The 23,877-nt window shown below is 72.3% G+C and carries 20 protein-coding genes and 1 pseudogene; 6 read left to right on the top strand and 15 right to left on the bottom strand.

The annotated features are described in order from the left end of the window. Positions 1-113: 113 nt before the first annotated feature. The gene (locus tag MKK52_RS08825) at positions 114-725 is read right to left on the bottom strand and encodes a TetR/AcrR family transcriptional regulator (RefSeq protein WP_243953431.1); all 612 of its coding nucleotides are present in this window, start codon (positions 723-725) and stop codon (positions 114-116) included. Positions 726-850: 125 nt separating this feature from the next. Between MKK52_RS08825 and MKK52_RS08820 the strand changes: the two genes are divergently transcribed. Together MKK52_RS08820 and MKK52_RS08815 are read left to right on the top strand one after the other, a co-directional pair. After that, on the top strand, positions 851-1,168 hold the full coding sequence (locus MKK52_RS08820; protein WP_243953430.1) for a hypothetical protein: 318 nt from the start codon (positions 851-853) through the stop codon (positions 1,166-1,168). Between the two features lie 40 nt (positions 1,169-1,208). Continuing rightward, positions 1,209-1,484: a YiaA/YiaB family inner membrane protein gene (locus MKK52_RS08815; RefSeq protein ID WP_243953429.1), complete on the top strand. Its 276-nt coding sequence runs from the start codon at positions 1,209-1,211 to the stop codon at positions 1,482-1,484. Positions 1,485-1,497: 13 nt separating this feature from the next. On the opposite strand, the gene MKK52_RS08810 is transcribed toward MKK52_RS08815, so the two are convergent. Continuing rightward, positions 1,498-2,682 (bottom strand): MFS transporter, encoded by a 1,185-nt coding sequence (locus MKK52_RS08810; RefSeq protein ID WP_243953428.1) that lies wholly within the window; start codon positions 2,680-2,682, stop codon positions 1,498-1,500. A gap of 157 nt (positions 2,683-2,839) precedes the next feature. Here MKK52_RS08810 and MKK52_RS08805 point away from each other — a divergent pair, with 157 nt between their 5' ends. The 4 genes from MKK52_RS08805 (at position 2,840) to MKK52_RS08790 (ending at position 8,282) form a co-directional block, all read left to right on the top strand. After that, positions 2,840-3,235 carry a hypothetical protein gene (locus MKK52_RS08805; RefSeq protein ID WP_243953427.1) on the top strand — a complete coding sequence of 132 codons (396 nt, stop codon included), beginning with the start codon at positions 2,840-2,842 and terminating at the stop codon, positions 3,233-3,235. An 81-nt stretch (positions 3,236-3,316) separates the two neighbouring features. Further along, on the top strand, positions 3,317-3,715 hold the full coding sequence (locus MKK52_RS08800) for a FixH family protein (RefSeq protein WP_243953426.1): 399 nt from the start codon (positions 3,317-3,319) through the stop codon (positions 3,713-3,715). Beyond that, positions 3,712-5,097, top strand: a complete 1,386-nt coding sequence (locus MKK52_RS08795; protein WP_243953425.1) for an efflux RND transporter periplasmic adaptor subunit — start codon at positions 3,712-3,714, stop codon at positions 5,095-5,097. The genes MKK52_RS08800 and MKK52_RS08795 overlap by 4 nt, the downstream gene beginning before the upstream one ends. After that, positions 5,094-8,282 (top strand): efflux RND transporter permease subunit, encoded by a 3,189-nt coding sequence (locus tag MKK52_RS08790; protein WP_243953424.1) that lies wholly within the window; start codon positions 5,094-5,096, stop codon positions 8,280-8,282. The genes MKK52_RS08795 and MKK52_RS08790 overlap by 4 nt, the downstream gene beginning before the upstream one ends. Here the strand turns inward: MKK52_RS08790 and MKK52_RS08785 are convergent. The 13 genes and pseudogenes from MKK52_RS08785 to MKK52_RS08720 form a co-directional block, all read right to left on the bottom strand. Continuing rightward, positions 8,216-9,457, bottom strand: a complete 1,242-nt coding sequence (locus tag MKK52_RS08785) for a cytochrome P450 (protein WP_243953423.1) — start codon at positions 9,455-9,457, stop codon at positions 8,216-8,218. The genes MKK52_RS08790 and MKK52_RS08785 overlap by 67 nt on opposite strands. Further along, a complete protein-coding gene (locus tag MKK52_RS08780; protein WP_243953422.1) occupies positions 9,450-10,766 on the bottom strand; it encodes an NAD(P)/FAD-dependent oxidoreductase in 1,317 nt (438 codons plus the stop codon). Before MKK52_RS08780 ends, MKK52_RS08785 begins: the two co-directional genes overlap by 8 nt. Then, on the bottom strand, positions 10,763-10,978 hold the full coding sequence (locus MKK52_RS08775; RefSeq protein ID WP_243953421.1) for a ferredoxin: 216 nt from the start codon (positions 10,976-10,978) through the stop codon (positions 10,763-10,765). Before MKK52_RS08775 ends, MKK52_RS08780 begins: the two co-directional genes overlap by 4 nt. A gap of 33 nt (positions 10,979-11,011) precedes the next feature. Beyond that, positions 11,012-11,197, bottom strand: a complete 186-nt coding sequence (locus MKK52_RS08770; protein ID WP_243953420.1) for a hypothetical protein — start codon at positions 11,195-11,197, stop codon at positions 11,012-11,014. 106 nt (positions 11,198-11,303) lie between these two features. Beyond that, entirely contained in the window at positions 11,304-13,031 is a 1,728-nt protein-coding gene (locus tag MKK52_RS26910; RefSeq protein ID WP_313898740.1) for a patatin-like phospholipase family protein, read from the bottom strand. Next, a complete protein-coding gene (locus MKK52_RS08755; RefSeq protein WP_243953419.1) occupies positions 13,028-14,185 on the bottom strand; it encodes a DUF3095 domain-containing protein in 1,158 nt (385 codons plus the stop codon). The genes MKK52_RS26910 and MKK52_RS08755 overlap by 4 nt, the downstream gene beginning before the upstream one ends. Before the next feature lie 48 nt (positions 14,186-14,233). Further along, positions 14,234-15,064, bottom strand: coding sequence for an oxidoreductase (locus MKK52_RS08750; protein WP_243953418.1), 831 nt, complete (start codon positions 15,062-15,064; stop codon positions 14,234-14,236). A 141-nt stretch (positions 15,065-15,205) separates the two neighbouring features. Beyond that, positions 15,206-15,748 carry a TetR family transcriptional regulator gene (locus MKK52_RS08745; RefSeq protein ID WP_243953417.1) on the bottom strand — a complete coding sequence of 181 codons (543 nt, stop codon included), beginning with the start codon at positions 15,746-15,748 and terminating at the stop codon, positions 15,206-15,208. Between the two features lie 49 nt (positions 15,749-15,797). Further along, complete coding sequence (locus MKK52_RS08740; RefSeq protein WP_243953416.1) at positions 15,798-18,905, bottom strand: efflux RND transporter permease subunit; 3,108 nt, start codon at positions 18,903-18,905, stop codon at positions 15,798-15,800. Continuing rightward, a complete protein-coding gene (locus MKK52_RS08735) occupies positions 18,902-19,984 on the bottom strand; it encodes an efflux RND transporter periplasmic adaptor subunit (RefSeq protein WP_243953415.1) in 1,083 nt (360 codons plus the stop codon). Before MKK52_RS08735 ends, MKK52_RS08740 begins: the two co-directional genes overlap by 4 nt. A 412-nt stretch (positions 19,985-20,396) precedes the next feature. Continuing rightward, positions 20,397-21,479 (bottom strand): molybdopterin-dependent oxidoreductase, encoded by a 1,083-nt coding sequence (locus tag MKK52_RS08730; protein WP_243953414.1) that lies wholly within the window; start codon positions 21,477-21,479, stop codon positions 20,397-20,399. Between the two features lie 56 nt (positions 21,480-21,535). Then, a complete protein-coding gene (locus MKK52_RS08725; protein WP_243953413.1) occupies positions 21,536-23,653 on the bottom strand; it encodes a helicase-related protein in 2,118 nt (705 codons plus the stop codon). Positions 23,654-23,732: 79 nt separating this feature from the next. Then, positions 23,733-23,877: pseudogene (locus tag MKK52_RS08720) on the bottom strand (methyl-accepting chemotaxis protein); the annotation flags it as partial.

Genomic DNA, 23,877 nt, shown 5'->3' with positions numbered 1-23,877 from the left:
GGCGGTCGCCACCGTCGCCACGCCATGGCCGATCATGGCCCCGTCACACTCCTGCCGCGCCAGCGAGACGTCAAATATCTATTACATTGCCGTCCAGACGAGCGCGGTATGGATCAGGGGGGTGGCTCGCCCACCAGCCCGCGCAACGCCGCCGTCACCAGCAGGCGCGTCATGCGCGGCACGTCGTCGGGGGAGATCGGGCCGAGCCCGTTCGTCTCCCCGAGATGCACCATACCGTGGACGCTCGCCCAGAGCGCCTTCACCGCGATGGGGATCTCCACCTCCGGGACGCGGCCGGTCTCCGTGAGCACGCCGCCGATCAACCCGAACAGGGCCGCGATCTCGCCTGCCATCTCCGGCGGCGTGTCCGAGACGCGGGGGGCGAGCATGGCGGTCCAGGCCTTGCGGCGCAGCCGCGCGAAGCCGGCATAGGCATCCGCCAGGGCGAGCAGCCTTTCCGTCGCCGGGGCGCCGGCGCTGCGGTCCAGAGAGGCTTCGAGCACCCTCCGCATGTCGCGCATGGTGATGGCGTTGGCTTCGAGCCGCAGCGCCTCCAGATCGCCGAACGCCTTGTAGACGGCCCCCACCGACATGCCCGCGCGCTCGGCGACGGCCCGCGCGGTCAGGGCCTCCAGCCCGCCCTGCTCGATCAGTTCGAGGGCGATCCGCGCAAGGGCGAATCGCTCCTCGGCCCGCGTCAGGTCGGATTTGGACGGGCGGCCCAACTTTCTTGGAACGTCGTTCACGAAAGGCCTTGCATCGCAGTTCGAGACGGGTATATCTCATTTCGTGAACGGCGTTCAAGTTAGCTCGCGACGCGGGCCGGCCGTTCCCTCGAAAGGGGTGTCACATGTTGAAGACCCTGAGCGACCTGCTGCGCGACCTGGATCGCGGGCTCCAGGCGGCCCGCGCCACGGAGGCCGTCCGCCGGGCGGGGGCCAACGGCCGGCGCGGCATCGCCCACGCCTCGGGCGCCCTGCAGGACGCCGAGGCCACCCTGGTGCAGCTGCGCGGACGCCAAGCCGCCGAGGCCGACGTCGACACCGCGCTCGCTGCCCTCGACGGGGCCCCGCACGCCATCGAGGAACGCCTCGACGCGGCCGGCTACGGCAAGATCTGCACCGATCCCGCCGCGATCCTCGGGCGCATCCGCGCCAAGGCCGCCTGACCCCGCCCCCTCCCCGTAACCCCCCGAAAAGAGCACGCCCATGACCCCCCAGATGCCCCACACCCCCGCCTGGAAGGCCTTCACCTTCGTCAGCTTCGGCCTCGCCGTCGCCATGCTCGGTATCGGTGTTTTCTTCGCCAACATCGACACCTGGACGAAGGGCTATCTCGCCATGGCGGCGCTGCTGTCGCTGAGTTCGGCCTTCACCCTGGCCAAGACCCTGCGCGACGAGCACGAGACCAACCGCCTGATCAACCGCATCGAGAACGCCGAGACCGAGCGGACCCTGCGCGAAGCGATCCCCGGCCGCGTGTGAGGCGGGGGCCGGGCTACCGGACCCGCCACAGCGCGCCGACGCAGGCGAGGTTGGCGAGGCTCAGGGCGAGCAGGAGCCACCAGAGGGCGTCGGGGCCGGCCTGGGTCAGCACGAAGGCCCCGACCGGCGGGGCCAGCGCCTGCGCCACCAGCCCTGGCCGGGCGAGGCGACCGACCACGAGCGGGTAGCGCGCGGGGCCGAACAGCGCGAGGGGCACCGTCCCCCGCGCGATGGAATAGATCCCGTTGCCGCCGCCGTAGAGCACCAGCCAGAGTCCGACGCCGGGCAGGCCGAGGGCGAGCAGCATCAGGCCGAGGGCGACGAGACCCAGGGCCGCCGTCAGGGTCCAGAGCGGGTGATGCCGCCCCTTGAAGGACATCTCCACGATGCGCGCGCCCACCTGCGCCGGGCCGATCAGCGCCCCGTAGGAGACGGCCGAGGCCAGGGCCACGCCCCGCGCCTGCAGCAGCGTCAGCAGATGCACCGACACCAGCGACATGATCGCGCCGCCGAGGATCAGCGCCCCGGCGAAGAGCAGGAAGGCCCGCCATTCCGAGGCGGAGAGCGGGCCGGTGCCCCCTGTCCGGTGCGCCGCCGCCGTTGGCAGCGCGGGGGCTTTCGGGATGAGCCAGAGCACCAGCGGCAGGGTGATCCCGAGGTGCAGCCCGGCATAGGCGAGGCAGGTGCCCCGCCAGCCGACCTGGGCGACGAGGAACGCCGAGAGCGGCCAGCACACGGTGCTCGCGAACCCGCCCCACAGGGTCAGGGTGGTGATCGCCGGCCGCGCCTGCGCGCCGTAGAGGCGTCCCAGGGTGGCGAAGGCCGGATCGTACAGGCCGCATCCCATGCCGAGGCCGAGGAGTAGCCAGCCGGCGAGGTAGACCGGCAGGGCCGGCGCCAGGGCCAGGGTGGTGAGCCCGGCCGCCAGGAGCAGCGCCGCCGCCGCCAGCACCGGGCGGCCCCCGTGGCGGTGGATCGCCACCCCGACATGGGGCGAGGCGTAGGCGGCGGCGAGCAGGCCGAGGGCGAGGCCGCCGACCACCCAGGCCAGGGGCCACCCGGTGTCCCCGGCGATCGGGCCGGCGAGCACCGCCGGCAGGTAGAACGAGGAGCCCCAGGCAAGGATCTCCACGATGCCGAGGGCGGAGATCACCGGCCAGCGGCGGGCCTCGGGCCGGGGCGGGCTACCGGGTGCCACGCGGCGTGGCGGGACGGCGCGGGCGGGCGCGAAGCGGGGGCCGTGGCATCGGGAGGACCGTGAGCGTGACGTCGTGCCTCTACCACGCGGGGCCGGCGGACGACACGAGCGGCCGGGAGGACTTCCGCGCGGCCCCGGAATTTGGCATCCTTGGCGCGTGACCCTCCGGCTCGCCCTCCGGCAACTGTTGCCGCTCCTCGCGGTCCTCAGCCTCGCCCTGACGCCGGTGGCCGCCCCTGCGGCCACCGCGGGGATGCACGCGCCGATGGCGTCGAGCCATCACGCGGCCATGGCTTCCGACATGTCCGATATGGACATGGCTGGCATGGACATGGACGACATGCCCTGCTGCCCGAAGGCCGAGGCCCCCAAGCCGGACTGCGCCAAGGGCTGCCCGCTGATGGCCCTGTGCCTCGCTAGCATGGCCTCCCTGCTGCCGGCCGCTTTGCGCGTCCCGGTGCCGGCGGCGACGCGGACGAGCGTACTCTGGCCGGAGCCGGATTCCTTCGTTAGCCTGCACGGGCCACCGTTACCCGAGCCCCCCCGAGCCTGAACCCGATGCCGCCGGCGCTTGCGCCGGCACGGTGACGCGCGCCCGCGCGCCCAAACCCATCGTGTTCAGGAGATCAGTCCCGTGACCAGGAACCCCTTCGCGCGCGCCCTGCCGGCCGCGCTGCTCGGCGCCGCGCTGTCGGCCCTGCCCGCCCTCGCCGACATCAAGGACTACGCCTTCGAGCTAACGCAGAAGGAGATGAAGCAGGGCGAGGCCATCGTCGCCGTCCGGCTCGTGGACAAGCGCAGCGGCAAGGCGGTGCCCGACGCCGTGATCTTCGCCACGCGTCTGGACATGGCCCCCGACGACATGGAGACCATGACGACGAAGATCGAGCCGCTGCCCGCGACGGAGCCGGGCCTCTACCGCTTCAAGACCAAGCTGACGATGGCCGGGAACTGGCGGCTCTCCCTCGGCGCCAAGGTCCAGGGCGAGGCCGGCACGGTCGAGGACAGGCTCGTCTTCCAGGCCGTCAAATGAGCCGGGCGGCATGGTTCGCCGGGATCCTCGCCGCGCTGGCGGCGGGGGGAGCCGGCTACGTCGCGGGGCACGGGAACGGTCCCGCTCCCGCGCCGGCCGCGCATGCGCCGGCCACCGGGCCGGTGGTCTATTACCGGGACCCGGACGGGAACCCGGCCTACTCCGCCGCGCCGAGGGCGACGGCGGACGGGCGGGCGTTCCGGCCGGTGCAGGCGAGCGAGGACGTGAGCTTCGACGGGGCCGACGCGAACGAGGCAGCGACGCCCGCCGCCGCCCGGCCGATCCTCTACTACCGCAACCCGATGGGCCTGCCGGACACGTCTCCGGTGCCGAAGAAGGATGCGATGGGGATGGAGTACATCCCCGTCCATGCGGGGGAGGACGAGGACGGGTCCACCGTTACCCTCTCGCCGGGCAAGATCCAGCGCACGGGGGTGCGCACCGAAGTCGTCGCGCGGCGCGTGGTGGCCCGGCCGGTGCGCGTGCCCGGCACCATCGCCCTCGACGAGCGTCGCGTCACCGTCGTGGCGACCCGCTCGGACGCCTATGTCGACCGCGTCGAACCCGTCACGACCGGCGACAGGGTGCGGAAGGGCCAGCCCCTCGTCCACGTCTACTCCCCGGAGATCAACGCCGCCGCCGCCCAGCTGATCGCCAATCCCGGCTTCGACGGCGCCCGGCGTCGCCTGCAGAACCTGAACGTCTCGGCGGAGGTCATCGCGGAGATCGAGCGCACCCGCACGGTACCGATGGCGATCACGTGGTCCTCCCCGCGCGACGGCGTCGTCCTGCAGCGGAACGCCGTCGAGGGGATGAAGGCGGGGGCCGGCGACACCCTGTTCCGCATCGGCGACATCGCGACGATGTGGGTGCTGGCCGACGTGCCTGAGCGCGACCTCGCGGCCGTGCGCGTGGGACAGGCCGCCACCGTGCGGCTGCGCTCGGCTCCGGGCCGGGCCATCGCGGGCCGGGTGGCGGTGATCTACCCGCAGGTGAACCCGGAGACGCGGGCCACGCGGGTTCGGATCGAGCTGCCGAACCCGGACGGGACGCTGCTGCCCGACATGTACGCCGACGTCGAGATCGCCACCGGGGACGCGACGCCGGTGGTGGCCGTTCCCGACGACGCCATCCTCGACACGGGGGAGCGGCCCCTCGTGCTCATCGATCGCGGCGAGGGCCGCTTCACGCCGACGGACGTGACGGTCGGCCTGCGCGGCGGGGGCTACACCGAGATCCGCGACGGACTCTCGGTCGGCGACCGGGTGGTCACGGGGGCGAACTTCCTGATCGATGCCGAGAGCAGCCTGAAGGCGGCGCTGCGCTCCCTCGCCGAGCCCCAGGACGGCCGGCAGGCCGCCAATGGCGGGGCGCGGCCATGATCGCCCGCCTCATCGGCTGGTCGGCCCGCAACCTCGTCCTCGTGCTGACCGGGACAATCTTCGCCGTCGTGGCCGGCGTGCTGGCCCTGCGGACCCTGCCCCTCGACGCCATCCCCGACCTCTCGGACGTGCAGGCCATCGTCTACACCGAGTATCCGGGGCAGGCCCCGCAGGTGGTCGAGGACCAAGTCACCTATCCGCTCACCACCGCCATGCTGACGGTGCCGAAGGCCAAGGTGGTGCGGGGCTTCTCGTTCTTCGGCGTGTCCTTCGTCTACGTGATCTTCGAGGACGGCACCGATCCGTATTGGGGCCGCTCGCGGGTGCTCGAATACCTCAACGGCGTGGCGAGCCGCCTGCCCGCCGGGGTGACGCCGACCCTCGGCCCCGACGCGACGGGGGTGGGCTGGGTCTATCAATACGTCGTCGTCGCGAAGGAGCGGACGCTCGCCGAACTCCGCTCCCTGCAGGATTGGGTGGTCCGCTTCGGGGCGTCGCGGGCGGAGGGCGTGGCCGAGGTCGCGGGCGTCGGCGGCTTCGTGAAGCAATACACCGTCGTGGTCGATCCGAACCGCCTGCGGGCGCAGGGGATCTCCCTCGCTAGGCTGCGGGAGGCCATCCGCGCCAGCAACGCCGATGTCGGCGGGCGCACGGTCGAACTCTCCGAGTTCGAGTTCATGGTGCGCGGGCGCGGCTACCTGAGGAGCGTCGCCGACATCGAGGACATCGTGCTCAAGACCGCCGCCGGCACGCCCCTGCGGGTGCGGGACGTCGCGCGGGTCGAGCTCGGGCCGGACGAGCGGCGCGGCCTCACCGAAATGAACGGCGAGGGCGAGGTCGCGGGCGGCATCGTGCTGCAACGCTTCGGCGCGAACGCCCTCACCGTCATCGAGGGCGTGAAGGCGAAGCTCGCGGAGATCGCCGGCAGCCTGCCGCCCGGCACGGAGATCCTGCCCGTCTACGACCGCTCGCAGCTGATCGAGGCGGCCATCGACACCCTGCGCCGGACGCTGGTCGAGGAGAGCTTGATCGTCTCCCTCGTCTGTGTCGTGTTCCTGCTGCATGTGCGCAGCGCCCTGGTGGCCATCCTGATGCTGCCGGTGGGAATCCTGATGGCGCTGGCGGGCATGAAGGCCCTGGGGCTCGGCGCCAACATCATGTCGCTGGGGGGCATCGCCATCGCCGTCGGCGCCATGATCGACGCCGCCATCGTGATGATCGAGAACGCCCACAAGCACCTGGAGCGGGCGCCGCCGGGCAGGCCCCGCGTCGCGATCCTGATCGAGGCGGCCTCCGAGGTCGGGCCGTCGCTGTTCTTCTCCCTCCTCGTCATCACCGTGAGCTTCTTGCCGATCTTCACCCTGGAGAGCCAGGAGGGCCGGCTGTTCGGGCCGCTCGCCACCACGAAGACCTTCGCCATGGCGGCGGCGGCGCTCCTGTCGGTGACGCTCGTCCCGGCGCTGATGGTGCTGTGCGTGCGCGGGCGGATCGTCCCGGAGCACCGCAATCCGCTGAACCGCCTGCTGATCCGGCTGTACCGCCCGCTCATCGCGGGCGTGCTGCGGGCGCGCGGCCTCACCCTCCTCGTCGCCTTCGGCGTCCTGGCGGCGACGCTCTGGCCCGCGCGGCAGCTCGGCTCGGAATTCATGCCCGACCTCGACGAGGGCAGCCTGCTCTACATGCCGACGACCTTGCCCGGTCTCTCCGTGACCAAGGCGGGCGAACTGCTGGCCACCCAGGACCGCATCATCAAGGGCTTCCCCGAGGTGGCTTCGGTCTACGGCAAGGCCGGGCGCGCCAACACCGCCACCGACCCGGCGCCGATGGAGATGTTCGAGACGATCATCGCCCTGAAGCCAAAGGCGGACTGGCGGCCGGGCGTGACGCTTGCGAGCCTGAAGGCCGAGATGGATGCGGCGCTGCAATTCCCCGGCGTCTCGAACGCCTGGACGCAGCCGATCCGCGCCCGGATCGACATGCTCTCGACGGGCATCCGCACCCCCGTCGGCGTGAAGGTGCTCGGCACCGACCTGACCCGGATGGAGGGCGTCGCCCGGCAGGTCGAGGCTCTCGTGCGGGCCGTGCCGGGCACCGCGAGCGCCTATGCCGAACGGGTGATCGGCGGCTACTTCCTCGACATCACCCCCGACCGCGAGGCGCTGGGTCGCTACGGCCTGACGGTCGGCGACGTGCAGGACGTCATCGCGACGGCGCTCGGCGGGCAGACGGTGACGAACACGGTCGAGGGCCGCGAGCGCTACACCGTGAACGTGCGCTACCCCCGCGCCCTCCGCTCGGACCCGAGGGCCATCGCGGACGAGGTGCAGGTGCCCCTGCCGGCGGGCGGGACGGTGCCCCTGCGCGAGGTCGCCACGGTCGCGCTGGCGCGGGGGCCGACCGCGATCCGCACCGAGAACGGCCGGCTCGCGGTCTATCTCTTCATCGACATCGCGGGGCGGGATCTCGGCGGCTACGTCGCCGCCGCGCAAAGGGCCGTGGCCGAGGGGGTGAGGCTCCCGCCGGGCACCACGCTGCAATGGAGCGGGCAATACGAATATCTCGAACGGGCCGAGGCGCGGTTGAGGATCGTGGTGCCGCTGACGCTGCTCGTCGTCTTCCTGCTCCTCTACCTGAACTTCCGGCGGCTGACCGAGACGTTCATCGTCATGCTGTCCCTGCCCTTCGCCCTGGTGGGCGGGGTGTGGCTGCTGTGGTGGATGGACTTCAACCTGTCGGTGGCCGTGGCGGTGGGCTTCATCGCCTTGGCCGGCGTCGCCGCCGAGACCGGGGTGATCATGCTGGTCTATCTCGACCAGGCCTGGGACGAGGCGCGGGCCGCATGCGGGCGCGAGGGGCGCCCCCCGACAGAGGCGGACCTGCGCCGCGCCATCATGGTCGGCGCGGTGGAGCGGGTGCGCCCGAAGATGATGACGGTCGTCGCCATCATGGTGGGGCTCCTGCCCATCCTCTGGAGCGCGGGCGCCGGGTCCGAGGTGATGCAGCGCATCGCCGTGCCGATGATCGGCGGCATGGTCTCCTCGTCGGTGCTGACCCTCCTCGTGATCCCCGCCGTCTACGCCCTCGTGAAGGGCTGGGGGCTGCCCGCGCGCGACGGCGTTCAGGCGATGCCGGCGATGCGGATGCCGAGGTTGCTGGGGCCGCGCAGGGACGCCCCGGCGCGGTAGGGCGGCGGGTCGTCGAGCAGGGTCGGCCGGACGAGGCGGCGGCAGAGGGTGACGAGGGCGATCTCCGCCTCGATGCGGGCGAGCGGCGCGCCGACGCAATAGTGGAGCCCGCCCCCGAACCCGAAATGCTGGTTGTCCGCCCGGTCGGGATCGAAGCGATCCGGGTCCGCGAAGCGCTCGGGGTCGCGGTTGCCGGAGGCGAACAGCAGGATGACCGGCGCGCCCTTCGGGATCGTCGTGCCGGCGATCTCGATGGCGCCGAGGGCCTTGCGCGTCCGGAAGTGGACGGGCGGCTCGTAGCGCAGAAGCTCCTCGATCAGGCGCGGCGCCCGCTCGGGATCGGCCTTCAGCCGGTCGAGTTCGTGCGGGTGCCTGAGCAGGGTCAGCATGCCGTTGGTGATGAGGTTCACCGTGGTCTCGTGCCCCGCGACGAGGAGCAGGACCGCCGTCGCGATGAGGTCCACGTCGCCCATGGCGGGCGCCCCGGCGCGGCCGGGCCGGGCCAGGCCGCTCAGCATGTCGTCGCCGGGGTGGCGCCGCTTCTCCCGGATCAGACGGCGCATGTAGGCGGCGATGGCGTCGAAGGTCGTCACCGTCACCCGGCGGGCCTCGTCGTCCCGGCGGGCATCCGGCTCCAAAGCCGTGGCCAGTTGCGTCGCCCAGGCGTGGAATTGCGGCTCGTCCGCCTCCGGCACGCCGAGCAATTCGCAGATCACCGCCACCGGCAGCGGATAGGACAGGTCGTCGACGAGGCACACCGTGTCGCGCCCCCGGCATTGCTCGATGAGCGTGTCCACCAGCGCCCCGACCCGCCCGTGCAGGCCGTTGACCCGCGCGATGGTGAACTCGTTCATCACGAAGCCGCGCAGGGTGTCGTGGGCCGGCGGGTCGCGGAAGATCAGCGGACGGTGGGCGTTGGCCACCCGGTTCTTGATGGGATTGAGGACCCAGTCCGTCAGCGGGTTGCCGGTGCGCGGCCGCCGCGAGGGCGGCAGGTCCTCGGAACTGAGGCGGGGGTCGAAGAGCAGGCTGCGGATCGCGGCGTGCGTGCTGACGACATAGGCGCCGTCGCGCTGGCGGGAGACGGGGGTCCGCCGCAGCCGCGCGTAGATCGGGTAGGGGTCGGCGCGGTTGGCCGGATCGAGCACCTCCGCGAACAGCGCGTCCTCAGACATGGGCCATCTCCCGCATCCGTTCGTCGGCGGCCGGGCCGGGGCGGGCCGGCGGGAAGCCCGGCGCCAGGATCTCGACCCGGCCCTGGTCGGTGGCGTCGAGGATCGGCGGGAACGCCGCCCCCTCGGCGATCCGGTCCGCGTAGGAGGGCAGCCAGCGCGCCTGATCGAAGGACACCGCCGCGATGCTGCGCCCGCTCCGGCCATAGACGGCGAGGTAGCGCTGCGCCGCCCGGTCGCCCTGGACGATGGCCACGGCATCCGCCCCCTCGGCGAGGCCGACCGCCTTGATGTTGATCCCGAACTGGCTCGACCAGAACGCAGGAAGGTGCCGGTAGGGACGCGGATCGTCCGGGCGCAGCAGGCTGCGCGCCGCGTGCGCCGCCTGCTCCACGGCGTTGCCCCAATGCTCGACCGTCATCTCCCGCCCGCCATAGAGGGGGTTCGGCCAGCGCGCGACGTCGCCCGCCGCGCCGATGTCGGGATCGGGATCGCCCGCGCGGGTGAGCGCCCGGCAGGCCGCGTCGCAGGTCAGCCCGCCCGCGTCGGCGCGCAGGCCTCCTTGCGCCAGCCATTCCGTGTCGCGGACCGCCCCGAGCGCGACGATGACGCAATCCGTCTCGATGAGCCCGCCGTCGTGCAGGTGGGCCCCGGCGACGTGGCCCCCCTCTCCCATAAGGGCGCGGACCTTCGTGCCGGCGCGATACGCGACGTCCGCCCGGCGCAGGCATTCGACGATCGTCCCGCCGACGAGGGTCCCGAGCACGCGGGCCAGGGGCGTCGGATTGGGATCGGCCAGCGTCACCGGCACGCCGAGGTCGCGGCAGCAGGAGGCGGCCTCGCAGCCGATCAGCCCCGCGCCGATGACGAGGACGTGCTTGGGCGGTCGGGCGAGGGCCAGCCGCAGGGCGGCGGCATCGTCCCGGCCGCGAATGGTGAACACCCCGGCGAGGTGGGCGCCCTCCCCCGGCCAGGGTCTGGCCCGCGCCCCCGTCGCGATCAGGAGCTTGGTGTAGGGCACCTCGCTGCCGTCGCCGAGGCGGATCGCCTTGCGCGTCCGGTCGAGGGCGGTGGCGGGCTGGCCGAGGCGCCAGTGGGCCCGCAGGGGCCGCTGCTGCGGCAGGGCGGTGGCCTCGGGCGGCAATTCCCCCGCAAGGACGTGCTTCGACAGCGGCGGCCGGTCGTAGGGCCGGTAGGGCTCGTCGCCGACGAGGGTGAGCGGCCCGTCGTAGCCGCCCTCGCGCAGGGCCTCGGCGCCGCGCAATCCCGCCAGCGAGGCGCCGACGATCACGATTCCGGGATCGCCGGTCATAGCGCGTCCTCCCGGTCGAGGCTGGCCGGCTCGATGCTGATCGCCCGGACGGGGCAGGCCTGCTGCGCCCGCTCGATCCGGGGCCGGGCCTCATCGGGCGGCGCGGGATCGTAGAACAGGATCTCGTGCCCCCGCAGCTCGAAGGAGTCCGGGGCCGCGTAGCAGCACTGCGCGTAACCCTGGCAGCGGTTGAGGTCGACGACGACGCGCATCGGTGGATCTCCGGACAGCAGGGTTCGACGGGGTCACTCCTCTCCGTCGGGAATCAGCTTGTATGCTGAGCGCAGAGGCACCCCGGCCGCAACTGCCAGGAAGGAGGCGGCCAGGGCCTCCGCGACCTCGCCCGCCACGCGATGCCAAAGGCCCGGCGCGGCCGGCGGCGAGGTCAGGCGGAATCCGTGGGTCGTGGGAACGGGGGTCGGAACGGGCATGGCGGCTTCCTGCGCTAGGCGGATGTCTCAGGACGTCATTCGCCTGAGGGCCAAGCCCGTTACCGGCCCGGTCGGAGCCCCGGTGTGCGGGCGCACCTGCACGCCCTCACGCCCAGCCTGCGAGCCCCTTCGCGTCGATCGCCTCGCGGGTGCAGCGATAGCCGAGGGCGGCGGTCGTCTCGAAGCTCGACCAATCCCGCAGGTCGACCCCTTCCAGGGGCGGCTTGAGCACCACCGTGGCGCGGCTGACCGACATCATGGTCTGGGCGTCGCTCGACACGGTCGCCGCCCGGAGGAGCAGCGGCGCGATCCCTGGCATCGCATCCGGCAGGCCGAGCAGGCGGCGGACGAGATGGCCCGTCCACGAGCGCGCCGGCATCCCGGTGAAGGCGCGGTCGCTGCCGACATCGATGGCCAGGACCGGCCCCCGCCCCAGCCCCGCCATCACGTCCGCCGGCAGGTTGTTCATCATGCCGCCGTCCACGAGGATGCCCTCCTCCGAGACGACGGGCGGCAGCAGGCCGGGGATGGCGATGCTGGCGCGCAGCGCGGTGGCGAGGTCGCCGCTGCGGTGGACCATGGCCGCGCCCGTCGTGAGGTTCGAGGACACGCAGAGGTAGGGGAGCCACAATTCCTCGATCCGGGCCGCGCCGAAGCTCTCGCGGAGCGCGGTGTCGACCTTCAGTCCCCGCGTCAGGGCGTGGAACGGCAGCGTGTAGTCGTTCAGCGGGTTCCGGCCGACGAAGGTCGCCTCCATCCTGTCCCGGATCTCGGCCGGGCCGAGGTCCATCGCGACGCTCGCCGCGACGATGGCCCCCATGCTGGTGCCGCCGACGAAATCCACGGGGAAGTCCGCCTCCGCCAGGGCTTCGAGGACGCCGAGATGGGCGAGGCCCCGCGCGCCGCCGCCGCCGAGGACGAGGCCGCGGGCCTTGCCGATGGCGAGCCGCGCCAGCCGCGCCCGGTCCCGGACGTGGCCGTCGCGGACCTGGATCCGCATCGAGGACGGCAGGGCGGCGACCGCCGGATGGAGCGGGCGCGGGAGGGACACGCCCGCCGGCTGGCGGATGGCGAGGTCGATCTGGATCCAGGCCGAGCGGAGGGGCTCGATGCAGGCCGCCGCCCCCGGACGCGGCGGCGTCTCCGGCTCGGCGAGGAGCAGGATGTGGTCGGCATGCCGAAGGCAGAGCTTGCACCAGGGGCAATCGGTGACGCGGTGGGCCACGAAGATCGTGCGGGCGTGCCGCGTCTCGTACTCGTGGAACCACGTCTCATCGGCGCCCTCCGGCCAGTCCGTCAGGCAGCCGGTCGTCCCCGGCAGGGCCTCGTCGAAGGCGCGGGCGAGGTCATGGCCGAAGGCCGCCGCGTCGGGGCCGTCCGTTATGGCGAGCACCGCGAAGCTGCGGGGCGGATGGTCGAAGGAATGGCCCCCGGAGGCGACGCGCAGGCGTTCGGCCAGGAGGCGGGCGACGTACAGGAGCGTCGAGGGATGCTCGGCGACGATCTCCTCGAAGGCGGAGCGCCCGAGGCGCAGCAGATGCGTGTCGCGCAGGGCCGTGGCCGTCGCCGAGCGCGGCTCGTGGGAGAGGAGCGCCATCTCGCCGAACGCCTCCGGCGGCGTCAGGCGGGCGAGGCGCCGGGTCTGCCCGTCCCGGGGATCGCGGGCGGAGATGCCCACCGCGCCGGAGACGAGGATGTAGAGCGCGTCGCCCTCCTCCCCCTGCTCGAACACCGGCACGCCGCCCGCGACCGCGACGGAGGCGAACCGCCGCCCGACGGCCGAGGCGGCGGCGGGGTCGAGCCCCGCCAGGAAGGGGATCGCCGCCGGGCTCACCCGACCGCCCGCTTCAGGTTCTGCGCCGCGCGGGCGTAGCCGCCTCCGGCGCCATCGACGAAGTGCAGGTGATCGGCGCGCAGGGGCGAGGGCGTGATGCAGGTCACCACCGCCGCCTCCTGCCGGTGCAGGCCATACCGCACCAGGCCCTCGGCCCGGGCCGCCTCCAGCATGGCTTCGATCCGGTCGACGGTGCGCAGCGGGCAGGCGACGGTCACGCGCAGGCCGTCGTCGTATTTGCGGAAGTCGGCGTTGGCGACGAGCTGGCGGATGTAGGTCTTGGGCGAGAACCGGCCGACCGTGAGGTTGAAGCGGAAGATGGCGAAGGAGACGCAGCGCCGCGCGAAGGCCACGGCGCAGCGCAGGGCGAATGCGCCCCGCAGGGGGCCGGCGACGCGCACCTCGTCCCGCAGACCGGTCCAGGGGGCGCCCATCGGCGGTCCCCCCTCCGGGAGGGGGCAGCCCATGTCCGGCCCCTCGTCGATGGCGGCGATCACGCCCTCCAGCACGGCGCGTACCGCCGCCCGATCCGCCCCGTCGCGCGGGACCACGATCAGTGAGAGGATGGGATCGCCCCGCCGGCCGACCGGCTTGAAGCGGCACGACAGGCCGGTGAGGTCGGGGCGCGTCCCCCCGGCGGCGGGCGCCACCGCGAAGCGGCCGGTCTTCATGGCCGCCTCCGCCCAGGCCAGCCCGCCCCCGGTGAACATCGCGTAGGCGATGTCGGCGGAGGCTTGGTAGCGGGCGACGCGCAGGTCGAGCCCCGCCTCGCGCACCGCCGCGACGGGGATCAGGCCCGCGCGCAGGGTCAGGCCGAGTTCCTCGCGCGCCCAGGTCACCGTCGCCGCCAGCGCCGCCTCCACCATCGCCCGCGCGTCGGGCGGGATCAGGACGCTGGCCCCGTCGCCGCCGAAGACGAAGGGGACCTCGCGGCCGGGCAAGGCGTTGCGGATGGACGCGATGGCGGCGGCGCCCGCGAGGTTCACCGCCCGGTAGCGCCCCTCCTCGATGGCCGCCGTGGACATCGTGACGTCGCTCGATGCGATCCACCACGCATCGGGCACGGGCGCGTACAGGGCATCGTCGAAGATGTCTCGGAAGCGCTCGAGGGGCGGCAGCAGCCCGTAGCTGAAGGGTGGCGTCTCGGTTCTCACGGCATCAGGCTACCACGCCACCGCGATTCGCGGCGGCCCAATCCGCGGTTACGCGATCCGGGGGAGATGCATCTCCTTGCGGAAGCTCCGGTCGAAGGCGCCGCCCGGGACGAACCGGCGCAGCAGGCTGACCTGACGCGCCTTCGACCCGGCGGTGTAGCGGCGCTTGGGCACCGAGGCGGTCGCCGCCGCCACAACGACCTTCGCCACCACCTCGGGCGCGTCGCCGGTCTTCATGACCTCGTCCATGAAGTGGTCCCGCTTCGTGCGCTCGGCCGCGTAGAGGTCCAGCGGTGCGTCGGGCCGCACGAGGTTCTGGTCGAAGCGTGTGCGCGTGTAGGCGGGCTCCACGAGGACGATCCGGATGCCCTGGTCGCGGACCTCGTGATCGAGCGATTCCGAATAGCCTTCGACCGCGTGCTTGCTGGCGCCGTAGAGGGCCATGTACGGCGCGGGGACCAAGCCCAGGATCGAGCTGATGTTGACGATGCGCCCCGCCTTCTGGGACCGCATGATGGGCAGGACGGCGCGGGTCGTGCGGATCAGGCCGAACAGGTTGACGTCGAACATCGCCTGGGCCTGCCCGATCGAGGATTCCTCGGCCGCGCCGCTGATCCCGAACCCGGCATTGTTGACCAGAAGGTCGATGCGGCCGGTCTCGCCGAACACGGTCTCGACCATCGCCGCGACGGACGCGTCGTCGGTGACGTCGCAGGCGAGCAGCGGGATCTCGCCGCCCACGGCGGCGGGCTTCCTGCTCGTGCCGTAGACGCGGTAGCCGGCCGCCCGCAGGGCCCTGGCGGTTTCGAGCCCGATCCCGGACGAGGCCCCGGTGACGATCGCGGTCTTGGACGAACTCTTGGTTGAGATCTGGCTCATCGTCGTCTCCCTGCGGCCACCCATGCGGCCGCGTTCGTCAATTAGATTACGATCATAATCTATAATGGCAAGCCGTGTTCGGCCGGGGCCCCGCGATCGGGTGCGGTGACGCACTGGCCATGCGGCGTGGACGGGGAGCGATCAGGACGCGACGGACTCCTGCGCCGCCTGGAGCAGTTCCTTGGCCAAGTCCTCGTCATCGACGGCGCGGGCCAGGACGACCGCACCGACGAGGGTGGCCATCGTCGCCAGGGCGCGCTGGCGCCGGCGCTCCTTCGAGGCCTTGGGCGTCAGGCCGGCGAAGAGGGCGGCCAGCCCTTCCACGCCCTTCGTGAACCGCGCCCGGACGAGGCTGCCCGCCCCTTCGCGGGAGACGTCGTTCGCCAGCGCGGCCAGGGGGCAGCCCCGTCCCGGCGTCTTCACGTGGCCGAGCGAGAGGTAGTTCTCGACCACGGTATCCGTGGTGCCCCGGTGTTCCTCGGCGAGGGCCGCGTCGAACGCCTCCGCCGCCAGGGCATCCTTGTTGGCGAACTGGCCGTAGAAGCCGCCATGGGTCAGGCCGGCGGCCGCCATGATGTCGACCACCCCGACGCCGTGGAGGCCGCGCTCGCGGAACAGGGCCGCCGCGACCTCGACCACGCGCTGCCGGTTGATCCTCGCCTGCTCCTGCGACACTCTCGGCATGGCCTGATCCTTCGGCGTTCCTCAGCCTCATATAGATGCGTCATGTCATCTATAGAAGGCCGGGCGCCGCGATGCCGTGCCCGGAGGCGTCCGCCCCGCGCGGCTCCCGCGCCACCCGGAACCATAGGGCGTAGAGGGCCGGCAGGAACAGGAGGGTCAGCAGCGTCCCGACCCCGACGCCGCCGATCAGCACGTAGGCCAGCGCCCCCCAGAACACCGAGTGGGTGAGCGGAATGAAGGCGAGCATCGCCGCCGCCGCCGTCAGGATCACCGGACGGGCCCGGCGCACCGTCGATTCGACGATCGCCTCGTAGTCGGACAGCCCCGCCGCCCGGTCGTGGTGGATCTGGTCCACGAGGATCAGCGTGTTGCGCATCAGGATGCCCGACAGCGCGATCAGCCCGAGGATCGCGTTGAAGCCGAAGGGCTGGTGGAAGATCAGCATCGTCGGGACGGCGCCGACGAGGCCGAGCGGCGCGGTGGCGAACACCATGAACATGGTGGTGAACGAGCGCACCTGCAGCATGATGACCGTCAGCGTCACGATCAGCATCAGCGGGAAGACCGTCACCAGGGCCTTCATCGCCTTCTCGCTTTCCTCGACCGAGCCGGCCGTGTCGATGCGGTAGCCCGGCGGCAGCTTCGCCTTGATCGCCGCGAGGGCGGGGACGACCTCCGCGTGGATGTCCGGCGGCTGCCGGCCGTCGAGCACGTCGCCCTGCACGCGGATATAGGTCTCGCGGTTGTAGCGCTTGAGCACCGCGTCCTCGTTGCGGCTCTCCAGATGCGCCACCTGCGAGAGCGGAACCTGCCGTCCGTCCTTCGTGGCGAGCGTCAGGTCGCCGATGTCGCCGAGCGAGCGGCGCTCCGGGCCGGGGCTGCGCAGGAGCACGTCCACGGAACGCAGGTTCTCGCGCACCTGGGTGGCGGGGGTGCCGTTGAGGTAGCTCTGCAGTTGCTGGCCCGCCTCCTTCGGCGTCAGGCCGATCAGGCGCAGGCGCTCCTGGTCGAGGGCGAGGTGCAGGGTCGGCGTCCGGTTCCCCCAGTCGAGGTGGACGAGGCGCATGTTGGGGTTGGCCATCATGACGTCCCGCACCTCCGCCGCGATGCCGCGGATGACATCGAGGTCGGGGCCGACCACCCGGAAGGCCACGGGAAAGCGCACCGGCGGCCCGAACACGATCTGCAGGACGCGCACCCGCGCCTCGGGGAAGCGCCCCTCGTCCACGAGGTGGCGCACCTTGCCGCGCAGCACGTCGCGGGCGTGGGAATCGGCGGTCTGCACCACGATCTGTGCGAAGGCGGGGTCCGGCAGTTCGGGATCGAAGGAGAGCACGAAGCGCGGCATGCCCTGGCCGATGTAGCTCGTGATCTCGCGCGCCTCCGGCAACGCGCGCACGGCCGCCTCGACGCGCTTCACGCTGGCCTCGGTGGTCGCGAAGGCGGAGCCGGTCGGCAGCGTCACCTCCACGATGAGTTCGGCGCGCTCCGAGTTCGGGAAGAACTGCTTCTCGACCCGGCCCATGCCGACGACGGCCGCCGCGAACAAAGCCACGGTGATGCCCGCCGCCATCCACTTGTGATCGACCGAGAACCGCACCACCCGGCGCAGGCGCTGGTAGTTCCGCGTGGCGTAGATCGCCGCGTGCCCGCCCTCGACGCGCTTGATGGCGGGCAGGAGCTTCACGCCGAGATAGGGCGTGAAGGTCACGGCCACGATCCACGAGACGATCAGCGAGAAGGCCACCACCCAGAAGATGTTGCCGGCATATTCGCCCGCCGTGGAGGCAGCGAAGCCCACGGGCAGGAAGCCCGCGATGGTGACGAGGGTGCCGGTGAGCATCGGCGCGGCGGTGGCGCTCCAGGCGTGGGTCGCCGCCGAGACCCGGTCGGCGCCCTCCTCCATGCGCACCACCATCATCTCGATGGCAATGATCGCGTCGTCCACGAGGAGGCCGAGCGAGATGATGAGCGCGCCCAGCGTGATGCGGTCGAAGTCGCGGCCGGTGATCATCATCACCACGAACACCGCCGAGAGGGTGAGCGGCACGGCGAGCGCCACCACGAGGCCGACGCGGAATCCCAGCGCCACGAGGCTCACGAAGATCACCACCGAGAGGGCGGTGAAGAACTTCACCATGAACTCGTGGATCGCCTCGTCGATGACCTTCGCCTGATCGGTGATCTTGGTGAAGGTCATGCCCACCGGCAGGTCGTGGTGGATCGCGACCTCCTCTTGGTTCAACGCCTCGCCGAGGCTGAGGCCGTTGAAGCCGGGCTTCATCACGAGGCCGAGCATCAGGGCCGGCTCGCCGTCGTTGCGGATCGCGAAGGTCTTCGGGTCCTCGTAGCCGCGCTTCACCTCCGCGATGTCGCCGAGCTTGAGGCTGCGCTCGCCCGCCGCCACCGGCAGGTTGCGGATCGCGTCGAGCCCGTCGAGGGCGCCGTCGAGGCGCAGGTACACGCGCGGGCCCTCGGCCTCCACGAAGCCGGCCGGCGTCACGTCGTTCTGGTTGGCCAGCGCCGCCAGCAATTGCTGCCCGGTGATGCCGAGGGTCGCGAGGCGCTGGTAGGAGACCTCCACGAAGATCTTCTGCGCCTGCTCGCCGAGGATGTTGATCTTCTCGACGCCGGGCACGCGCAGGAGCCGCTGGCGCAGATCCTCGGCCCGCAGCACGAGCGCCCGGTGCGGCAGGCCCTGCGCCTGGAGCGCGTAGAGGGCGAAGTAGACGTCCGAGAACTCGTCGTTGAACAGCGGCCCGAGCACGCCGCGCGGCAGGGTGGAGGCCTGATCCGAGAGCTTCTTGCGCGCCTGATAGAACTCCGAGGGGAGCTTCGCCGGGGGCATCGAATCCCGGAAGAACACCTTCATCAGCATCAGGCCGGGGCGGAGCGTCGTCTCGACCCGGTCGTAATAGACGAGTTCCTGCAGGCGCTTCTCTAGCGGGTCGGCGACCTGCCGCTGCATCTCGTCGGTGGTCGCGCCGGGCCACGCCGCCGAGACCGCCATCGTCTTCACCGTGAAGGTCGGATCCTCCGCCCGGCCCAGCTTTTCGAAGGCGAAGATCCCCGCCGCCGTGACGGCGAGCAGGAGGAACAGCGTGACGGCGCGCTCGCGCACCGCCAGGGCCGAGAGGTTGAAGGCCGAGGCGTTCATCGGACGGCTCCCGTCAAGCCCGTGGCGGCCTGCCGAACCGGCTGCCCGGCCTTCAGCAGGTGGGCGCCGAGCGACACGATCCGGTCGCCGGGATTCAGGCCGGCGGCGACCTCCGCGCTCTCCTCCGACAGGCGTGCCACGGTGACGGGCTGCGCCGCGACGGTCTGGGTGTCGGCGTCGTAGCGCCAGACGGCCGAGCCGCCGCCTTGGTCGAACAGGGCGCCCAGCGGCACCGAGACCATCGCCACCTGTCCCTGTGCCGGCTTCAGCCGGAGGGTGACGGTCGCCCCCAGCGGCGCGGCCTCGCCCCCGCCGGAGAGGATGTAGCGGGCGCGGTAGGTGCGGGTCGCGGGGTCGGCGGTGGCCGACAATTCGCGGAGGCGCGCCGGATAGGTGGCCTCGCCCTCGGCGTAGAGGGTCGCCGAGGCCGTGCCCTTCGCGAGGTGCCGGCTCGCCTCGGGCAGGAACACCTCCGCCTCGCGGGCACCGTCGCGGGCGAGTTTCACGACAGTCTGGCCGGCGGCGACGACCTGGCCCGGCTCGCTCGGCACCTCCATCACGACGCCGTCGGCATCGGCCTGCAGCTCGGAATAGCCCGCTTGGTTGGCGATCTGGCTCGCCTGCGCCTCGGCATTGGCGAGCTGGGCGATGGCGGCGTCGGCGGCGGCCTTGTTCTGGTCGTAGGTCTGCTTGGAGGTCCAGCCGTCGCCCACGAGCTTGCGGCTGCGCTCCTCGTCGGCCCTGGCCTTGACCATCTGCGCGCGGGCCGCCTCGACGGAGGCGCGGGCGGCGTTGAGCGCGAGGCTGAAATCCGTCCGGTCGAGGCGCATCAGCGGCTGCCCCAAACGGACGTGATCGCCCGGATCGACGAGGCGCTCCGCGATCTTCCCGCCGACCCGGAAGCCGAGGTTGCTCTCGGTGCGGGCCCGGATCACCCCGGTGTAGCGCGCGAGCGCCCCCGTGGCGGGGGCGACCGCGACGGTCTGCACCAGGGGCGGCTCCGGCGTCACGGCGGTCTCGGCCGGCGAGCACGACGCCAGGGCCAAGCCGGCGAGCCCGATCACCCATCTCGCATCCATCGCCCGCTCCCGTCGCCGTCCGTAAATATTATGATCATAATCTATTGTGGCACGGTGCTGGGGTCAATGGCCCCGCCGAGGGATCGCGTCGATAGCGCCACAGGGATGGACCTTTGGTCTCTGTGGCCTGTTGCTCCCGTATATCCATCGACCGGACCGATGAGGCACTGAATTGGCTGAGAGACATTCCACCCAGAATGGGCACCCCGACTCGGGACGACTGCCAGTCTATTTCGCATCCATTGGGAGCGTCGGCCTGATGCTGGCGGTGCTCGCGGTGACGATGACCGGCCAGATGGCGAATTCACCCGTGACGGGCAAGGCGCTCGCGATCAGCGCGCCGATCATCGGGAGCGCGGCCCCCACCGCGCGGTAGCCACGGCGCAGGCGGGCCAACCCGCCGGCCGAGGGGTTACGCGGCGACGCTCACCCGGACCCGGTGCCAGCAGGCGCAGAGGTAGCCCTTGTGGTTCCAGGTGTCGTCCGGCAGCGCCGGCTGCGTCTGCCCGGCGGCATCCCAGGCGCGGACGGCGAGATCGTGCTCGCCCGGCGGCAGATCGAGGTCCACCGCCCAGAAGGTCCAGGCGAAGGGCGCACCGGTTTCGTGCTCCAGCGCGGCCTGCACCCAGGACCGGCCGCCGTCCCCGGAGACGTCGACCCGCACGATGGCCCGGTCCCCGCTCACCGCGTAGCCGCGGATCCGGTTCGTCCCGGCCCTCACGACGGCACCGCGCGGCGGCTCGCAGATCGCGGCGTTCAGGGGCATCGTCTCGATGGTGTGGCCCTGGGCCGGGTCCGCCGTCTCGGCGGTCACGTCGGGCGGGTAGAGCTTGTAATCGCCGGCCTGGATCGGGTTGTCGGACGGGTGGTCCTGCACGGCGAGGTGCCGGAGCCATTTCGGGCTGCGCACGCCGGCATAGCCCGGCACGACCGCACGGATGGGAAAGCCGTGCTCGGGCAACAGGGGGTCCCCGTTCATGGCGTAGGCGAGCAGGGTCTCGGGAGCCATCGCCTTGGCGAGGGGGATCGACACTCCGTAGGGATGCCCCTCCACCCTGTCGTGGCTCTCGAAGGCCACATGGCGATCCGCGCCCTCCGCGACGCCCAGGGCGCGCAGGACGTCGCCGAGGCGCACCCCCGTCCACGCGGCCGTCCCGATGGCGCCGGCATCCCACGGATCGCCGGAGACCGGGGCCACCGCGCGCATGTCGGCGCGGCGATTGCCGGCGCATTGCATCGTCGCCGTGACCGTGGCCTCCGGGAAGCCCGTCCGCAGGTCGTGCAGGGAGAAGTCCCGCGCGGCGCCGGCTTCGCCCGCGACGGTGAGGCGCCAGCTCTCCGCGTCGAGCTCCGGGAGATCGCCGTGCGAGCGGACATAGAAATCCGCCGCCGGGGTCCGGTAGGCCGCCCGCAGCCGGCCGAGGGGCGGTTCGGCGTTGTAGGGCCGGTCGCCGTGGACGATCAGGCGGGCCTTTCGCTCGGCAAGGCTCGACATCGCGGCTCCCGTTCGGGTGAGGACACGGCGGGGAACGCGCGAGACCGACCCATGGCCTATGCGGCGACTTTGCCCGACGCGGTTTTCCGCAGCTGCGCCTCGATGGCGGCGTTGGCGCGGCTGCGCAGAGCCTTCGTGGCCTCGCCCTCATCGAACGTGTCGGGGAAGCGGCGCGCCAGCCACAGATAGGCGGCGGCGAGTTTGACCGTGCGCTCCAGGTCGCCGAGGTCGCCGTCGAGGCTGGCCCGCAAGGCGGGGACGAACGCGCCGGCCGCGCGGGCCTGGACCCAGCGGTCGAGCACCCCCGTGGACACCGCGTCGCGGCGGTCGATCGGCGCGACCGCGAAGGCGAAGGCCTCGCGGATCGGGAGCCCGGCCTTGTCCACCGCGCGGGCGGCCTCCAACGCCTCCTCCATCGCGGAAGGCTGGAACGGCGAGCCATCGTAGAAGGTCGCGCGGGCGAAGTGGGTCAGCACCTCGGCCAGGGAGGCGGTGCCGAGTTCCAGGGCCGCCGCCTCGATCGCGATCAGGTCCGGCCGGACATAGAACCGGGTGTCGGCGGCAGGCGCCGTCGGGGCGCCCGCGAGCGCGTCGCGGATCGGCCCGAGGCTCGTATCGTCCGTGGCCGAGACGTGGCCCTCGTCCTGATGGCCGAAGCGTCCGGCCCGGCCGGCGATCTGCCGGATCTCGGGGTTGGTGAGGGGGCGCGTCGCCGTCCCGTCCCACTTCGTGACCGCCGAGAAGATCACGCGCTTGAGCGGCCCGAGGTTGAGGCCCATGCCGATGGCGTCGGTCGTGACCAGCACCTCGGCCTCGCCGTCGCGGAACCGTCGCGCCTCGGCGCGGCGCACCTCCGGCGACAGGGCGCCGTAGATCGTGGAGACGCTTCGCCCCTCCGCCACCAGCGTCTCGCGGATCTCGTGCACCGCCCGGCGCGAGAAGGCGACGACGGCGTCGCCCGGCTGCACGGATTCGAGGGGGACGGGCGTGTCCAGCGCCACCAGCGGCGTCTTGCGCGCGAAGGTCACCACGTCGAGGGATTCCCCGGCCGCCTCCGCCGCGCGGCGGACATGCGAGAGGGCGTCGTCCGAGCCGCAGACGATGACGGTCTTCGCCGGAATGCCGAACAGGGCGTTGGTCCAGGCCCAGCCGCGATCGGGATCGGACAGCATCTGGATCTCATCGATCACCGCGACATCGACCGGGCGGCGCAGGTCGGCCGTCTCGATAGTCCGCGCCGTGTGGCTGGGGTCGGGCTCGCCCAGGATCTCCTCGCCCGTGACCATGCCGGCGCGCAGCCCTCGTTCCAGCAGCGCCTCGTAATTCTCCAGCGCGAGCAGCCGCAGCGGGGCGAGATAGGTGCCGGTCTGCGCCTGCGCCAGGGCCTGGAGCGCCGCGTAGGTCTTGCCGGAATTGGTCGGCCCCATGTGGAAGACGATCCGCCGGTTCAGCCGGCGGGCGGGCACGAACTTGTCGATGTAGCCGCCGAACCCGACCCGATCGCGCAGGCGCCGCCGGCCGGATTCCTCCTGCGCCACCACCTTCGCCCGGGCGCGGACGGTCTTGAGCGTGTCGCCGATGGTGCGGGCGAGGTTCGGCGCCGGCGTGAAGATGCGGGAGCGGAGCGACCGGTCGAGATGGGCGATGTAGGTCGGCGCGTCCGCCCCAGTCTCATGCAGGTCCTCGCGGATCTGGACGCGCAGCCGGGCGACGGCGTGGCGCAGCAAGGCCGTGAGGTCCGCGCTCGTCTCGGCGAGGGCCGCGCGCAGGCCGTCGAGGTGGCGGGCCGGGTCGTCGCCCAGCGCCATCTCCTCCAGGATCTCCGTCGCCGCCTCGCCCGGCGGAACGTCGATGCGGAGATCGAGCCGGCCGTCATCCAGCAGCGGGAGGCTCACCCGAAGCCGCCAGACGAGGTCGCCGTCCCGGCCGGGTTCGGACCGCAGCGCCGGGAGCGCGGACCGGAGGAGTGCGACGCCCGTCTCGGCGAAGGCCCGTCGCGCCTCGCCGTCGCGCAGGGCGGCGGCGACCGCGTCGTCCTCGACGAAGCCGCCGTGCTCCGGCAGCTCCATGCGGAGGCGCAACGCCTCGCGGTCGATGGCGGCGGCTCCGATGCCGAGCCGATGCAGGACATCGGCCAGGATGTCGGTCGTCAGGTGAGTGCGCTTGCGAGCCATGCCCCACCTTTCCGGTCGCGCGGCCGCAGATCAAGCGGTGGCTCGCGCGGAGGGGGTCGGCGACGAGCCTCGCGAACGGCTAGGCCGCGCGCACGGTCGCCAGGAAGCGGGCGACTTCGGCCGTCAGGTGCTCGGACTGCCGCGAGAGTTCCGAGGCCGCGCCGAGCACCTGCGTGGCGGCGGCCCCGGTCTCCTCGGCCGCTTGCGCCACGCCGGTGATGTTG

The sequence above is a fragment of the Methylobacterium sp. J-067 genome, from assembly GCF_022829465.1.
In the GTDB taxonomy this organism is placed as follows: Bacteria; Pseudomonadota; Alphaproteobacteria; order Rhizobiales; family Beijerinckiaceae; genus Methylobacterium; species Methylobacterium litchii.
This window is presented reverse-complemented; position numbering and strand designations above follow the sequence as displayed.

What these genes read in the sequence shown, in the direction of transcription:
- MKK52_RS08725 (WP_243953413.1), bottom strand. Translation starts at nt 23,653, where the DNA reads ATGGCTCGCAAGCGCACTCACCTGACGACCGACATCCTGGCCGATGTC.
- MKK52_RS08780 (WP_243953422.1), bottom strand. Translation starts at nt 10,766, where the DNA reads ATGACCGGCGATCCCGGAATCGTGATCGTCGGCGCCTCGCTGGCGGGA.
- MKK52_RS08815 (WP_243953429.1), top strand. Translation starts at nt 1,209, where the DNA reads ATGACCCCCCAGATGCCCCACACCCCCGCCTGGAAGGCCTTCACCTTC.
- MKK52_RS08785 (WP_243953423.1), bottom strand. Translation starts at nt 9,457, where the DNA reads ATGTCTGAGGACGCGCTGTTCGCGGAGGTGCTCGATCCGGCCAACCGC.
- MKK52_RS08745 (WP_243953417.1), bottom strand. Translation starts at nt 15,748, where the DNA reads ATGCCGAGAGTGTCGCAGGAGCAGGCGAGGATCAACCGGCAGCGCGTG.
- MKK52_RS08730 (WP_243953414.1), bottom strand. Translation starts at nt 21,479, where the DNA reads ATGTCGAGCCTTGCCGAGCGAAAGGCCCGCCTGATCGTCCACGGCGAC.
- MKK52_RS08820 (WP_243953430.1), top strand. Translation starts at nt 851, where the DNA reads ATGTTGAAGACCCTGAGCGACCTGCTGCGCGACCTGGATCGCGGGCTC.
- MKK52_RS08775 (WP_243953421.1), bottom strand. Translation starts at nt 10,978, where the DNA reads ATGCGCGTCGTCGTCGACCTCAACCGCTGCCAGGGTTACGCGCAGTGC.
- MKK52_RS08750 (WP_243953418.1), bottom strand. Translation starts at nt 15,064, where the DNA reads ATGAGCCAGATCTCAACCAAGAGTTCGTCCAAGACCGCGATCGTCACC.
- MKK52_RS08740 (WP_243953416.1), bottom strand. Translation starts at nt 18,905, where the DNA reads ATGAACGCCTCGGCCTTCAACCTCTCGGCCCTGGCGGTGCGCGAGCGC.
- MKK52_RS08735 (WP_243953415.1), bottom strand. Translation starts at nt 19,984, where the DNA reads ATGGATGCGAGATGGGTGATCGGGCTCGCCGGCTTGGCCCTGGCGTCG.
- MKK52_RS08795 (WP_243953425.1), top strand. Translation starts at nt 3,712, where the DNA reads ATGAGCCGGGCGGCATGGTTCGCCGGGATCCTCGCCGCGCTGGCGGCG.
- MKK52_RS08770 (WP_243953420.1), bottom strand. Translation starts at nt 11,197, where the DNA reads ATGCCCGTTCCGACCCCCGTTCCCACGACCCACGGATTCCGCCTGACC.
- MKK52_RS08790 (WP_243953424.1), top strand. Translation starts at nt 5,094, where the DNA reads ATGATCGCCCGCCTCATCGGCTGGTCGGCCCGCAACCTCGTCCTCGTG.